Raw genomic sequence first — 13,455 nt, forward strand, 5'->3', positions numbered from 1 at the left:
GGACGGTGCGGGCGCGCGCGGCAGGAAGAAAGAAGGTCGAGAGGATAGACGATCCCTGCTGCACCAAACGGGTGCGTCTGGTGCCGGCTGCACCCGTTTGGTGCGCACGGTTCTGCACCGGTAGGGGGCGGTCTTTTGCAAATCAATGACTTGCAGCCTGCGAAAAGTTGGCACGGTCGTTGCTGTACCTCAGCAGGCATTCATCCCCATCCGAGGTCGTACCGATGTCCGTGGAAAACGTTGAGAAGCTGATCAAGGACAACCAGATCGAGTTCGTCGACCTGCGTTTCGTCGACATGCGTGGTGTCGAGCAGCACGTGACCTTCCCGGTCAGCATCGTCGAGCCGTCGCTGTTCGAAGAAGGCAAGATGTTCGATGGCAGCTCGATCGCCGGCTGGAAGGGCATCGCCGAGTCGGACATGGTGCTGCTGCCGGATACCGCCAGCGCCTACGTCGACCCGTTCTACGCCGATCCGACCATCGTGATCAGCTGCGACATCCTCGATCCGGCCACCATGCAGCCGTATGGCCGTTGCCCGCGCGGCATCGCCAAGCGCGCCGAGGCTTACCTGAAGTCCTCCGGCATCGCCGAAACCGCGTTCTTCGGCCCGGAGCCGGAATTCTTCATCTTCGACTCGGTCCGCTTCGCCAATGAAATGGGCCACACCTTCTTCCAGGTCGACTCGGAAGAAGCGGCGTGGAACAGCGGCGCCAAGTACGATGGCGCCAACAGCGGCTACCGTCCGGGCGTCAAGGGCGGCTACTTCCCGGTGCCGCCGACCGACACCCTGCACGACCTGCGAGCCGAGATGTGCAAGACCCTGGAACAGGTCGGCATCGAGGTGGAAGTGCAGCACCACGAAGTGGCCACTGCCGGCCAGTGCGAGATCGGCACCAAGTTCAGCACCCTGGTGCAGAAGGCCGACGAACTGCTGCGCATGAAGTACGTGATCAAGAACGTCGCGCACCGCAACGGCAAGACCGTCACCTTCATGCCCAAGCCGATCGTCGGCGACAACGGCAGCGGCATGCACGTGCACCAGTCGCTGTCCAAGGGCAGCACCAACCTGTTCTCCGGTGACGGCTACGGTGGCCTGAGCCAGCTGGCGCTGTGGTACATCGGCGGCATCTTCAAGCACGCCAAGGCCATCAATGCCTTCGCCAATTCCGGCACCAACAGCTACAAGCGCCTGGTGCCGGGCTTCGAAGCGCCGGTGATGCTGGCCTACTCGGCCCGCAACCGTTCGGCCTCGTGCCGCATTCCGTGGGTGTCCAACCCGAAGGCACGCCGCATCGAAATGCGCTTCCCGGACCCGATCCAGTCCGGCTACCTCACCTTCACCGCGCTGATGATGGCTGGCCTGGACGGCATCAAGAACCAGATCGACCCGGGCGCACCGAGCGACAAGGACCTGTACGACCTGCCGCCGGAAGAAGAGAAGCTGATCCCGCAGGTCTGCTCTTCGCTGGACCAGGCGCTGGAAGCGCTGGACAAGGACCGCGAGTTCCTGAAGGCCGGTGGCGTGATGAGCGATGACTTCATCGACGGCTACATCGCGCTGAAGATGCAGGAAGTGACCAAGTTCCGCGCGGCCACCCACCCGCTGGAATACCAGCTGTACTACGCCAGCTGACCGGGGGCGATGGCGGTGGGCTTCCCCCTCCCACCCGCCGCCATCGCGCCCGTTTTCGCGGCTGGGGAGCCGCGGTCAGATCGGGGTCGGATCCCGTTCGTTTACGGACGGGCTCTGACCCCTGATCCAGGGGCAAGAGAGAGACCGGATACGCGACCAGGGCCGCCCTCCCTCCCGCGTCGGTCGTGCAAGGAGAGAGGCACGGCCGTCCCGGCCCTGTACGTGTCCGGTGCAACAGCCACGGTCATCATCCTGATGACCCGTGGTTGCCTGATGCCAACGCGCGCTGGCGCGCTGGCCCCATCCACCATCGGGACATGCGCATGAAACTGATCTCCGCCATCATCCGGCCGTTCAAGCTCGACGAGGTCCGCGAGGCCCTGTCCGACGCAGGCGTGTCGGGCATCACCGTGACCGAAGTGAAAGGTTTCGGTCGCCAGAAGGGCCACACCGAGCTGTATCGCGGCGCCGAGTACGTCGTCGATTTCCTGCCCAAGATCAAGATCGAAACCGTGGTCACCGACGAGCGTGCCGACGCGGTGATCGAAGCGATCCAGTCGTCGGCAGGCACCGGCAAGATCGGTGACGGCAAGATCTTCGTCACCGCCGTCGAACAGGTCATCCGCATCCGCACCGGCGAAATCGGTGCCGACGCCCTGTAACCCCCTTCCGGAGACTCCCCCATGAAGATGCGCCTTCTCACCGGGTGGCAAGCCCGGTTCCATCTGGTGTGCCTGTTGATGCTGCTCAGCGCACTGGTCGCCGGTGCCTGGCCGGGCAGTGCCCACGCCCAGGCCCAGGTCTCGCCGCTGCCCAGCGAAAGCGTTGCGGTTGAACCGCTGCAGGATCCTGCAGCGGCAGCTGCTGCGCCGGCCGTGGCCGAAGCCGCCGCCGCCTATGATCGTGGCGACGTCGCCTGGATGCTCACCTCCACCCTGCTGGTGCTGTTGATGGTCGTGCCGGGCCTGGCCCTGTTCTATGGCGGCCTGGTGCGTTCGAAGAACGTGCTGTCAGTGCTCAGCCAGATCCTGGTGGTGTTCTCGCTGGTGCTGCTGCTGTGGGTGTCCTATGGCTACAGCGCGGTGTTCAGCGCCGGCAATCCGTTCTTCGGCTCGTTCACCGAATTCGCCTTCCTCAAGGGCTTCACCCCCGACTCGGTCGGCAACACGCCGATCAAGGGCCTGCCGGATTACCTGTTCGTCGCCTTCCAGTCGACTTTCGCCGGCATCACCACTGCGCTGATCGTCGGCGCGTTCGCCGAGCGCATCAAGTTCCGCGCGGTGCTGCTGTTCTCGGCGCTGTGGTTCACCCTCAGCTACATCCCGATGGCGCACATCGTCTGGGGCGGCGGCTACCTGGGTGAACTGGGCGCGATCGACTTCGCCGGTGGCACCGTGGTCCACATCAATGCGGGCGTGGCTGGCCTGGTGGCCGCATGGTTTGTCGGCAAGCGCCTGGGCTATGGCCAGACCGCGCTGAAGCCGCACAACGTGCCGTTCACCTATATCGGCGCGATGCTGCTGTGGGTCGGCTGGTTCGGCTTCAACGCCGGTTCCGCCGCCGCCGCCGATACCGTGGCCTCGCTGGCCTTCCTCAACACCGTGCTGGCCACCGCCGCTGCCGTGCTGGGCTGGACGCTGGTGGAAGCCATTGGCAAGGGTAAGCCGTCGGCACTTGGCGCGGCCTCGGGTGCGGTGGCCGGCCTGGTTGGCATCACCCCGGCCTGCGGAACTGTCGGCCCGCTTGGCGCGATCATCATCGGCTTCGTCGCCGGCGTGGTCTGCGTGTGGGGCGTGACGGGCCTCAAGCGCATGCTGAAGGTGGACGACACCGCCGACGTGTTCGGTGTGCATGGTGTCGGCGGCATCGTCGGCGCGATTCTCACCGGTGTGTTCAGCGCACAGTCGCTGGGCGGTACCAAGCCCGATCTGGATATCGCCCATCAGGTCTGGGTGCAGCTGGTCAGCGTCGGCCTGACCGTGGTCTGGTCGGCGGTGGTGACCACGCTGATCCTGCTGGTGGTGCGCAGCGTGGTCGGCCTGCGCGTCACCGAGGAAGCAGAGCGTACTGGTCTGGATGTGACTTCGCACGGCGAGTCCGCCTACGAGGCCTGAAGTAGCGGCGGAGCTACTGCATTGATGGTGTGGGTGCCGACCGTTGGTCGGCACTTCTACTGTTCTGGTGGGTGCCAGGCTTGCCTGGCACTGCTCCTGCTCCGGTGGGTGCCGACCGTTGGTCGGCACAACGGCATGCATCGTCGCGCCTGATCGCGCACAATCGGGCCATGCACCCGACCCGCACCGCCCTGATGCTCTCGGCCTGCCTGCTGCTGGCCGCCTGCGCCTCCACGCCGCAGGAAACCCGCAACCCGCTCGCCACCTGGGTGCCGTCACCCAACCAGAACGCGCGCACGCCGGTCATCATCGTCATTCACCACACCGAGCAGAAATCGGTGCAGCAGAGCCTGCGTACGCTGCGCACCGCCAACAGCGGTGGGCCGGTCAGTGCGCACTACCTGATCGGTGCCGATGGCCATCGCTACCAGCTGGTCGCCGATGAGCGCCGTGCCTGGCACGCCGGCGCCGGGCGCTGGGGCACCATCACCGATCTCAACTCGGCCTCGATCGGCATCGAGCTCGACAACGATGGCCGCAGTCCGTTCAGTGCGGCGCAGATCGAATCGCTGATCGTGCTGCTGCGCGATCTCACCACCCGCCTGAACATTCCGCCGCGCCAGGTGATCGGCCACGCCGACCTGGCGCCGACGCGCAAGCAGGACCCGAGCCGGTTCTTCCCGTGGCAACAGCTGGCCGAGGCCGGTTTCGGCGTCTGGCCGCGCGCGGCCGACGGGGCTGCGCCGGAAGGCTTCGACGCGTGGAATGCGCTGGCCCGCTTCGGCTATCCGCTGGACAACCGCGACGCCACCGTCGCTGCCTTCCACCGCCGTTTCCGTGGCCGCGACGACCTGCCGAAGACGCTGGATGCCGAGGATGCCCGCATCCTGCACTCACTTCTGCTGCAGATGCCCTGAACACTTCTGATTGTCGCGGCTTGCCGCCTGACGACCTGCACGACACCATGGCGGCATGACCGAATCCGCCTCCTTCTCCACGCACAAGCACTGGGCACTGCTTGCCATCGTTCTGCTCGCCGGCTGCGCCACCACGGGTACTGGCCCCGAAGCGCCGGCTGCAGCCAAGCCGGCTGCCGCTACCTACGCCAAGGTCGACTGGAAAACGCTGCCAGCGGTCTCCGATGCCGACCTGCGGGCCGGCTTCGTTGCCTGGCGCAGTAGCTGCACCCGCCTGAAGAACGATGCGGTCTGGGCAAAATCCTGCACCACCGCCGCGGCGGTTTCAGACAAGGACCCGGCCGCGATCCGCCAGTTCCTGCAGCGTGACCTCGATGTCTATGCGCTGCGTGCTGGGGGCCACCAGGCCGACGGGCTGATTACCGGCTACTACGAGCCGATCTACGCCGGCAGCCTCACCCGCACGGCCGCTGCCACCGTACCGGTTTACGGCACGCCGAATGATCTGATCGTGGTGCAGCTGGACAGCGTCTACCCGGAACTGAAGGGCAAGCGCCTGCGCGGTCGCCTCGACGGCAAGGTGCTCAAGCCCTATGACGACGCCGGCACCATCGCGGCCAAGGGCGCCAAGGCCCCGGTGCTGGCCTGGCTGACCGATCCGATGGACCTGCAGCTGCTGCAGATCCAGGGGTCGGGCCGGGTACGCCTTGCTGACGGCACGCAGGTGCGGCTGGCCTATGCCGAGCAGAATGGCCACCCGTATCGCGCCATCGGTCGCTGGCTGGTCGACCAGGGCCAGCTGAAGAAGGAAGACGTCACCATGGACGCGATCCGCGCCTGGGCTCGGGCCAACCCCGCGCGCGTGCCGGAGCTGCTGCGCAGCAACCCCAGCTACGTGTTCTTCGTGCGCAATCCGGACAGCCCGGAGGGTCCGCGCGGCTCACTGAACGTGCCGCTCACCGCCGGCTACAGCGTGGCGGTGGATCGCACCGTGGTGCCGCTGGGCAGCCTGCTCTGGCTGTCCACCACGCGCCCCGATGGCACGCCCGTGGTACGCCCGGTGGCCGCGCAGGACACCGGCGGCGCCATCGCCGGCGAAGTGCGCGCCGACCTGTACTGGGGCAGCGGCGATGCCGCCGGCAAGCTGGCCGGCGACATGAAGCAGAAGGGCAACATCTGGATGCTGTGGCCAAAGGGCGTGGCCTTGCCGAACTGAACCGGCAGGGGTCGGATCCCTTTCCGCAGGAAAGGGCTCTGACCCCGGATGCCTGATAATGGCGCCATTCCGAACTTTCCGGCCGCGCCTGCGGCCAGGACCCCTGCAATGACCTACGCAAAGCACAACGCAAAACCCGGCGCGAAATCCGCCGCAAAGAAGTACTACAAGCACTGGGCCGAATCGGGCCTGGGCAAGGGCAACGTGCTGATGGAAGCCCGTGGCGAGAAGATCGTGCGCCAAGTGGAGATCTACGGCACCAGGATGGTCTGGGCCGACGAGCATGCCCACAGCGATGACCGCTTCCTGCTGGCCGACCAGCCGGTGTCGTTCCTGGATTTCGACGAGGACGACGAAATCTCCGCGCGTGAATTCGAAGCCGCCTGGAAGAAGGCACGGGAAGCCACCGGTTACCCGGTGTAATCCCACCCCCCGGCACCCGCCCTTGTAGCGCCGAGCCTTGCTCGACGCTGCAAAAGTGGGCATGTGAAATGTTATACGATTACATTTCACCGTAACCGCCCCTTCCCATGAAGACTTCCACCCTGGTGGCCGCCCTCGCGGCCGCACCGTTCGCCCCTGAAGCTTTCACGCAGTCGGCCGACGCCGCGCTCACCCTCGGCAAGGTGCAGGTACACCAGCACGGCGAAGGCCAGCTCAGTGCGCACCAGGTGCTGACCTCGGTGGACGTCCTGGGTGCAGACCAGATCGAAAACCGCAACGTCTCGCACAGCTGGGAACTGCTCGGGCAGATGCCCGGCATCCAGCTCACCGAAACCCGGCAGGGCGCCGAATCGGGCAAGGTCAGCTTCCGCGCCTTCAACGGCGAGGGTTACCTCAATGCCATCAAGACGCTGATCGATGGCATCCCCAGCAACGTCAACAGCGGCAACCAGCGCTTCATCGACATGCTGTTCCCGCTGGACATCAGCTACATCGAAGTGGTGCGCGGTACCAACGACCCTCGCTATGGCCTGCACAACATCGGCGGCAACGTGAACTTCGGTACGCGCCAGGGTGGCAGCTACACCGATGCGCGCCTGGCCTACGGCAGCTACAACACCCGTGATGCGCAGCTGGCGGTTGGCCGCGAAGCCAATGGCTTCGCGCAGAATTATTTCGTCGGCACCCAGGCCAGCGATGGCTACCGCGACCACGACACCTCGAAGAAGTACTCGCTGGGTGGCAAGTGGTTCTTCGGCTCGCTTGACGAAGGACTGCGCGTGGGCCTGACCGCGCGCGCCTACCACCATCAGGCCGACGAACCGGGCTTCATGACCGCCGATGAACTGCGTACGCACCGCCGTAGCAGCGAGCTGCGCAACGGCAACGACGGTGATGACCGCGACATGCGCCAGCTTGCCGCGCACCTGGACATGAAACTGTCCGACGCACTCACCTTTGGCACGCGGCTGTACTACAACCGCTACGAAGACGATCGCCGCGTGACCTTCAGCAACCTGCACACCGGCAACCTCCCGCGCCAGCGCCGCGTGTGGGACGAGCGGCAGCATGGCCTGCTCAGCACGCTCACCTGGCAGGCCAGCCCCGCGCTTACTGTCGAGGGCGGCCTGAACTACGAGCAGCAGGACAACGGCTACATCCGCGAGCGCTACGCCTACGCCGAACCCACTGATTTCAGCCGGCCACCGGCACGGGTGCAGAACAATGATCGGCACAGCTTCGACAACTGGGGCGCCTATGTGCAGGCCGTCTACCAGCCCGTCGAGGCCTGGAAGATCGTGCCGGCCTACCGCGTGGACCGCTTCAGCGGCCGCACGCACCTGATGAACGGCGTCAGCGGCCGCCTGCAGGATTACGGCAGCATCGGCCAGCCCAAGCTGAGCATCATCCACAGTCTGGGCCAGACCACCCACGTGTACGCGAACTGGGGCCGCACCTTCCAGGTGCTGACTGGCTCCACCGCACCGGCCTACCTCACCCCGGGGCAGGCGCCCATGCAGCCGTCCACCAACACCGGCATGGAGCTGGGCCTGAAGTTCCAGCCGTTCGCGGGCAGCCAGGCGCGCCTGGCGGTGTGGCAGCAGGATGCGGAAAACGAGGTGTCCAACATGCCGGCCACCGGCACTACGGTCACCCTGGGCAAGACCCGCCGGCGCGGCGTGGATGCGCAGTTGAGCCTGCAGTTGGGCGACGACTGGACGGTATGGGCGTCGCACGCCTACCAGGAAGCGAAGATCACCCGCGACGACCGCGATGCCAGCATTTCCCTGCAGGGCCGCGAAGTGGCCGCCACGCCGCGCCATATCAGCAACCTGGGTCTGGACTACCGCGCCACGGATGCGCTGCGGCTGGGCCTGCAGGCGCGTGCACAGGGCGATTACTACCTTGAGGAGCGCAACGTGGCCGGCAAGTTCGGTGGCTTCGCCGTGCTCGACCTCAGCGCGGCCTACCAGCTCACCCCGCGCTTCAGCGTGGACCTGCAACTGAAGAACGTCACCGGCCGCGAGTACGCCTACGCCTGGTACGACAGCTTCTTCTGGGACAGCGCCCGCCCGATGTTCTCTCCGGCCCCGGCGCGCAGCGTGTTCGTCGGCCTCAACATGAAGCTGTGACCCGCCCACATATCCGGTAGTGGGCGAGCATGCTCGCCCTGCGGCCGGGCCCAGAGCCCCGCGTTTTGCACTACATTGGTGCAATGTCCGACCCCACACCCTCGCCGTCTCTCGATGCCCTGGGCACGCCGCTGGCCTGGGCCGGGGCTGATGGCTGCATTGCCGGTTGCAATCCAGCCTTTGCCCGCTGGCTGGGCGTCAGCGCCCGGCGCCTGCTGGGTCGGCCGCTGGTCGCTCTGGAAGTGCAGGGCGAGGCGCTGGCCCATTTCCTGGCCCGCGATGAGCGCGACAGCCTGCGCCTGAACCGGTTGGCGCTGGCGGTGCCCGGCGAGGCACCGCGCTTCGCCGAGGGCTGGATGAGCCGCCGCGACGATGGTGGCTGGCTGCTGGAGGCGCACCCGGTCGATGAATTCCCCGGGCTGGACCCGACCCAGGCGCTGCCCAGCGCGCTCAGCGCGGCGCTGAAGGGGCTGGCCCACGAGCTGCGCAATCCGCTGGCCGGGCTGAAGGGCGCCGCCCAGCTGCTGGCCCGCCGCGCCGTCCAGCGCGATGCCAGCGAGCGCGAACTGATCGAGCTGATCGGCTCGGAGATCGAACGCCTCAACGGCCTGCTCGACCAGTTGCTGTCGCCCGCCCCGGCCGCACCGCATGCCGAGCTGAACATTCATGCCGCGCTGGAGCGCGTGCTGCGCCTGGCCGAGAACGAGGCCGGCTGGGCGGTACGCCTGCAGCGCGACTACGACCCCAGCATTCCCGAATTCCACGGTGACGCCGACCGCCTCACCCAGGCGGTGTGGAACCTGGTGCGCAATGCGATCCAGGCCGGTGCCGGCAGCATCACCCTGCGCACCCGCGTCGAGCATGGCGTGCGCATTGCCGAACAGCTGCACACGCTGGCGTTGCGCCTGGAAATCGCCGACGACGGCCGTGGCGTTCCCGAGGAACTGGCCGAGCACCTGTTCCTGCCGCTGGTCAGTGGCCGTGCCGAAGGCACTGGGCTGGGCCTGGCGCTGGCCCAGCAGGTGGCACGCGAGCATCGCGGCACGCTGACCTACCGCTCGCGCCCGGGCCATACCGTGTTCACCCTGCTGCTGCCGATCATCAACGGTACCGCCCCGTCCGAGGAGGCCACGCGCAATGTCTGAGTCTTCTTCGTCCCCACAGCGCATCTGGGTGGTCGATGACGATCGAGCCGTACGCTTCGTGCTGTGTACCGCGCTGCGCGAAGCGGGCTACCAGGTCGTCGATTTCGACAGCGCCGCGCCCGCCCTGCAGGCCTTGAGCGAGGGCCCGCCACCGGCGCTGCTGTTCACCGATGTGCGCATGCCGGGCGATGACGGCCTGGTGCTGCTGGACAAGCTCAAGGCCGCGCTGCCGCAACTGCCGGTGGTGGTGATGTCGGCCTATACCGACGTAGCCAGCACGGCGGGCGCGTTCCGCGGTGGCGCGCATGAATTCCTGTCCAAACCGTTCGACCTGGACGATGCGGTGGCGCTGGCGCAGCGCGTGCTGCCGGCAGTGGCACCGGCACTGGCGGCGCCCACGCCAGCGGCGGAAACGCACGGCGATCAACCGCCGCAGCTGGTGGGCGATGCCCCGCCGATGCGCGCGCTGTTCCGCGCCATCGGTCGCCTGGCGCAGGCGCCGCTGGCGGTGCTGATCACCGGCGAGACCGGCACCGGCAAGGAACTGGTGGCCAACGCGCTGCATCGTGAATCACCGCGAGCGCAGGGGCCGTTCGTCGCGCTCAATACCGCCGCGATTCCGGCCGAGCTGCTGGAAAGCGAGTTGTTCGGCCACGAAGCCGGCGCCTTCACCGGTGCGCAGCGCCGCCACATCGGTCGCTTCGAGCAGGCCGACGGTGGCACGCTGTTCCTGGATGAAATCGGCGACATGCCGTTGCCGTTGCAGACCCGCCTGCTGCGTGTGCTGGCACAGGGCGAGTTCTTCCGCGTCGGTGGCCGCGAGCTGATCCGCGTCGATGTGCGCGTGGTCGCCGCCACCCACCAGGATCTGGAAGGCCTGGTTGCACTGGGAAAGTTCCGCGCCGATCTGCTGCACCGCCTGGACGTGGTGCGCCTGCAGCTGCCGCCGTTGCGCGAACGCCGCGAGGACATCGCGCAACTGGCCAGTACCTTCCTGGCCGCCGCTGCACGCAAGCTGGATACGCCCCCGAAGCGATTGACCGCCGCCGCCCTGCAGGCGCTGCGCGAGCATGATTGGCCAGGCAACGTGCGTGAACTGGAGAACGTGTGCTGGCGGATGGCCGCGCTGGCCGCCGCGGACACCATCGGCGTGGCCGATGTCGATACCGCGCTGAACCGCGCGCGGGGCCGCCGCGGCAGCAGCAACAGTGCCGATCCAGGGCAGTGGGAGGCGATGCTGTCGGAATGGGCACGCCGGCAGCTGGGTGAAGGGGCGGAAGGGTTGCACGCGCAGGTGCGCGAGCGGGTCGACCATGCCCTGCTGGAGGCCGCGCTGCAGATCACCCACGGCCGCCGCGCCGAAGCCGCTGCCCGCCTGGGCCTCGGCCGCAATACCCTTACCCGCAAGCTGGGCGCCGGGCGCCGCCGCGGGGGCCATTGAACGGCCCCTGCACGCGATCCTCGCGCCCGCTTGCCGAACCGTTGATCGTTCATGGACGATGCAATGCTTAGTGTCACCTGCAAGGAGTCTTCGATGCGCCTGTCCTTTGCCATCCTGCCGTTGTCCGCCGCCGTGCTGCTGTCTGCCTGTGGCAGTGCGCCGAAGAAGGCCGAGCCCACCCCGCCGCCGCCGACCGTGGTCAGCGCCGCCAAGCAGGCCGAGGCCAATCTGTCGCCGGCCTCGGCCAGCATCGTCAGTGGCCGCATCGCGCTGATGGTGGAGCCCGGTGGCATCCACATCACCGGCCTGATCGGTGGCCTGCAGCCGATGCAGCTGGCCGGCTTCCACATCCACGAGCGCGGCGACTGCAGTGCGGTGGATGCCAGCAGCGCCGGCAATCACTTCAATCCCGGTGGAGCTGCGCATGGCCGCGCCGGTACCGGCAAGCACCACCTGGGCGACATGGACAATCTGCGTGCCGACGCCCAGGGCCGCGCCAACGTCGATATCCACCTCAAGGGCGTTACCCTTGGCGGAGGCGCCGCCACCGATATCGCCGGACGTGCACTGGTCGTGCATGCCAACGCCGACGACTATCGCAGCCAGCCCGCCGGCAATGCCGGCGTCCGCATCGCCTGTGGCGTGATCCGGGTCGTCCGCTGATCACCGCAGGCTTCATCCAGGGAGAGATTCCAATGCGTCTGATCCACACTTCGCTGTTCGCGGCCATCGCCGCGCTGGGCCTGGCGGCCTGCAACCAGCAACCGGCCGCGCCGCAGGCTGAAACCCCGCCGGCCGAGGGCGCCACCACCGAACCGGCGGCAACGCCGGAACCGGCCACCGCACCGGCTGCCGATGCTTCGGCAACGGCCGAGCTGGCACCGACCCAGGGCAACGAAACCAAGGGCAGCGTCACCTTCAAGGTGGTCGATGGCAAGGTCCACGTAACCGGCCAGGTCACGGGCCTGAAGCCGGGCAGCGAGCACGGCTTCCACATCCACGAGAAGGGCGACTGCAGCGCGCCGGACGGCATGAGCGCCGGTGGCCACTTCAACCCGAGCAAGCAGGACCACGGCAGCGTGGCCGCCGATCCGCACCACGGTGGCGACATGCCCAACATCAAGGCCGACGACAAGGGTGTGGCCACCATCGACGGCCCGGTGTCGAGCAACGTGAACATCGGCAAGGGTGATGACTTCGACATCATCGGCCGCGGCCTGATCGTCCACGCCGATGCGGATGACTACAAGACCCAACCGACCGGCAACGCCGGCGCGCGCCTGGCGTGTGCGGTGATCCAGAAGGCCCCGTAAGCGCGATCCTGCTGGAAATGGAAAACGCCGGCGCAAGCCGGCGTTTTTCTTGATCGGTAGTGCCGGCCGCTGGCCGGCAATCGCAGATCCGGAGGTTGCCGGCCAGTGGCCGGCATTACCAACAAGAACAAGCCACCCGGATCAGCGTGCCAGCAGCTCGCGCGCGTCCTGCCCGGCCTCGCAGTGCACGAACAGCACCGGCACGCCGTGCGCTTCCAGCACCGCCGCCATCTGCCGCTGGCGCATCAGGAACTGCTCGTAGATGCCCTTCAAGCGATCGCAGTCGTTCTTGCCGTGGTTGTAGTGGGCGCACCAGCCGGCCGGGTCGAACAGTGCCATGCGCGCCTCGCCGTGCGTATAGCGCAGCAGCGGCTCGGGCGCAGCGTTGAGCCATTCGTCCTCGCCCGGCGCCATGATCGCGGTCTCGATCAGCGGCCACAGCGCCGCCAGGCCTTGATTGTCGTACTGCATCGACATCATCGCGGCCAGATCATTCACGGTGAAATAGCGCGCGTGTTCGATGCGGGCACCGAAGGTGTTCTGCGCCATCAACGCGGTGTCGGCATGCGCCATGCCGTTGGCCAGCAGTGTTTCTTCCAGCGCATTGGCCACCGCATTGGTGGTGGCCACGTCGCTGCCGGTCAACAGGAACGGCACCACGCGCAGGCCGCCACCCACCAGGCTGGCATCGGCCTGGAACGGCAGCGGCACATCACCGTTGGCGTCAGTACCGAAGGCCAGCAGGCGCGGTCCCTGGTTGCGGCCCGGTGCGCGCATCTGCAGCTCTTCCAGCCGGCGGTGGATCGGCCAGCCCGGGCGCAGTACTTCGGCCGGGTCGAAATGGGCGGCGGCGAACACCAGGTCCAGCTCGGCCACCTGCGGCACCAGCTTGGCCAGGTCACGGCCGACGCGTTCGGCCAGTTCACCGGCCTGATCGGCGCTGAGTACCGCCTGGCGGGGGATTTCGCCGCCGGCCAGTTCCAGGGCCAGCACGCCAAGGGCATTCATCGCGGGGTCGGGTTTGCTCATGGTTCCACGGTTGGCCCATCACAGGGCGGCAGCTACACTTGGCTCCATTATGCCTGCTCCGTCGTGCAGG

General features: G+C 67.2%; 12 protein-coding genes. 11 read left to right on the forward strand and 1 reads right to left on the reverse strand.

Features of this window, described 5'->3' with window-relative positions; genetic code table 11:
• The first annotated feature begins 224 nt into the window (after positions 1-224).
• The 11 genes from glnA (at position 225) to ACYKG1_RS00640 (ending at position 12,356) form a co-directional block, all read left to right on the forward strand.
• Entirely contained in the window at positions 225-1,634 is a 1,410-nt protein-coding gene (glnA, locus tag ACYKG1_RS00590) for a type I glutamate--ammonia ligase (protein WP_478471467.1), read from the forward strand.
• Positions 1,635-1,957: 323 nt separating this feature from the next.
• Positions 1,958-2,296, forward strand: a complete 339-nt coding sequence (locus tag ACYKG1_RS00595) for a P-II family nitrogen regulator (RefSeq protein WP_004134334.1) — start codon at positions 1,958-1,960, stop codon at positions 2,294-2,296.
• Between the two features lie 21 nt (positions 2,297-2,317).
• Positions 2,318-3,748: an ammonium transporter gene (locus tag ACYKG1_RS00600; protein WP_478471468.1), complete on the forward strand. Its 1,431-nt coding sequence runs from the start codon at positions 2,318-2,320 to the stop codon at positions 3,746-3,748.
• 170 nt (positions 3,749-3,918) lie between these two features.
• Positions 3,919-4,665, forward strand: coding sequence for an N-acetylmuramoyl-L-alanine amidase (locus ACYKG1_RS00605; RefSeq protein WP_087924112.1), 747 nt, complete (start codon positions 3,919-3,921; stop codon positions 4,663-4,665).
• A gap of 55 nt (positions 4,666-4,720) precedes the next feature.
• On the forward strand, positions 4,721-5,881 hold the full coding sequence (gene mltA, locus ACYKG1_RS00610; RefSeq protein WP_478471469.1) for a murein transglycosylase A: 1,161 nt from the start codon (positions 4,721-4,723) through the stop codon (positions 5,879-5,881).
• Positions 5,882-5,989: 108 nt separating this feature from the next.
• Complete coding sequence (locus tag ACYKG1_RS00615; RefSeq protein ID WP_021204073.1) at positions 5,990-6,304, forward strand: hypothetical protein; 315 nt, start codon at positions 5,990-5,992, stop codon at positions 6,302-6,304.
• Between the two features lie 107 nt (positions 6,305-6,411).
• On the forward strand, positions 6,412-8,457 hold the full coding sequence (locus ACYKG1_RS00620; RefSeq protein WP_478471470.1) for a TonB-dependent receptor: 2,046 nt from the start codon (positions 6,412-6,414) through the stop codon (positions 8,455-8,457).
• A gap of 83 nt (positions 8,458-8,540) precedes the next feature.
• Entirely contained in the window at positions 8,541-9,602 is a 1,062-nt protein-coding gene (locus ACYKG1_RS00625) for a two-component system sensor histidine kinase NtrB (protein WP_100475020.1), read from the forward strand.
• Positions 9,595-11,043 (forward strand): nitrogen regulation protein NR(I), encoded by a 1,449-nt coding sequence (gene ntrC, locus ACYKG1_RS00630; RefSeq protein ID WP_100475019.1) that lies wholly within the window; start codon positions 9,595-9,597, stop codon positions 11,041-11,043. The genes ACYKG1_RS00625 and ntrC overlap by 8 nt, the downstream gene beginning before the upstream one ends.
• 93 nt (positions 11,044-11,136) lie before the next feature.
• Positions 11,137-11,706 carry a superoxide dismutase family protein gene (locus tag ACYKG1_RS00635; RefSeq protein ID WP_087921124.1) on the forward strand — a complete coding sequence of 190 codons (570 nt, stop codon included), beginning with the start codon at positions 11,137-11,139 and terminating at the stop codon, positions 11,704-11,706.
• 32 nt (positions 11,707-11,738) lie between these two features.
• Positions 11,739-12,356, forward strand: a complete 618-nt coding sequence (locus tag ACYKG1_RS00640; RefSeq protein ID WP_478471472.1) for a superoxide dismutase family protein — start codon at positions 11,739-11,741, stop codon at positions 12,354-12,356.
• A gap of 141 nt (positions 12,357-12,497) precedes the next feature.
• On the opposite strand, the gene ACYKG1_RS00645 is transcribed toward ACYKG1_RS00640, so the two are convergent.
• Positions 12,498-13,385, reverse strand: a complete 888-nt coding sequence (locus ACYKG1_RS00645; protein WP_262084055.1) for a hypothetical protein — start codon at positions 13,383-13,385, stop codon at positions 12,498-12,500.
• Between the last annotated feature and the right edge of the window lie 70 nt (positions 13,386-13,455).

The sequence above is a fragment of the Stenotrophomonas sp. 85239_Sma genome (assembly GCF_056481725.1).

Coding starts and splice junctions, on each gene's coding strand:
- glnA (WP_478471467.1), top strand. CDS start 225: ATGTCCGTGGAAAACGTTGAGAAGCTGATCAAGGACAACCAGATCGAG.
- ACYKG1_RS00595 (WP_004134334.1), top strand. CDS start 1,958: ATGAAACTGATCTCCGCCATCATCCGGCCGTTCAAGCTCGACGAGGTC.
- ACYKG1_RS00600 (WP_478471468.1), top strand. CDS start 2,318: ATGAAGATGCGCCTTCTCACCGGGTGGCAAGCCCGGTTCCATCTGGTG.
- ACYKG1_RS00605 (WP_087924112.1), top strand. CDS start 3,919: ATGCACCCGACCCGCACCGCCCTGATGCTCTCGGCCTGCCTGCTGCTG.
- mltA (WP_478471469.1), top strand. CDS start 4,721: ATGACCGAATCCGCCTCCTTCTCCACGCACAAGCACTGGGCACTGCTT.
- ACYKG1_RS00615 (WP_021204073.1), top strand. CDS start 5,990: ATGACCTACGCAAAGCACAACGCAAAACCCGGCGCGAAATCCGCCGCA.
- ACYKG1_RS00620 (WP_478471470.1), top strand. CDS start 6,412: ATGAAGACTTCCACCCTGGTGGCCGCCCTCGCGGCCGCACCGTTCGCC.
- ACYKG1_RS00625 (WP_100475020.1), top strand. CDS start 8,541: ATGTCCGACCCCACACCCTCGCCGTCTCTCGATGCCCTGGGCACGCCG.
- ntrC (WP_100475019.1), top strand. CDS start 9,595: ATGTCTGAGTCTTCTTCGTCCCCACAGCGCATCTGGGTGGTCGATGAC.
- ACYKG1_RS00635 (WP_087921124.1), top strand. CDS start 11,137: ATGCGCCTGTCCTTTGCCATCCTGCCGTTGTCCGCCGCCGTGCTGCTG.
- ACYKG1_RS00640 (WP_478471472.1), top strand. CDS start 11,739: ATGCGTCTGATCCACACTTCGCTGTTCGCGGCCATCGCCGCGCTGGGC.
- ACYKG1_RS00645 (WP_262084055.1), bottom strand. CDS start 13,385: ATGAGCAAACCCGACCCCGCGATGAATGCCCTTGGCGTGCTGGCCCTG.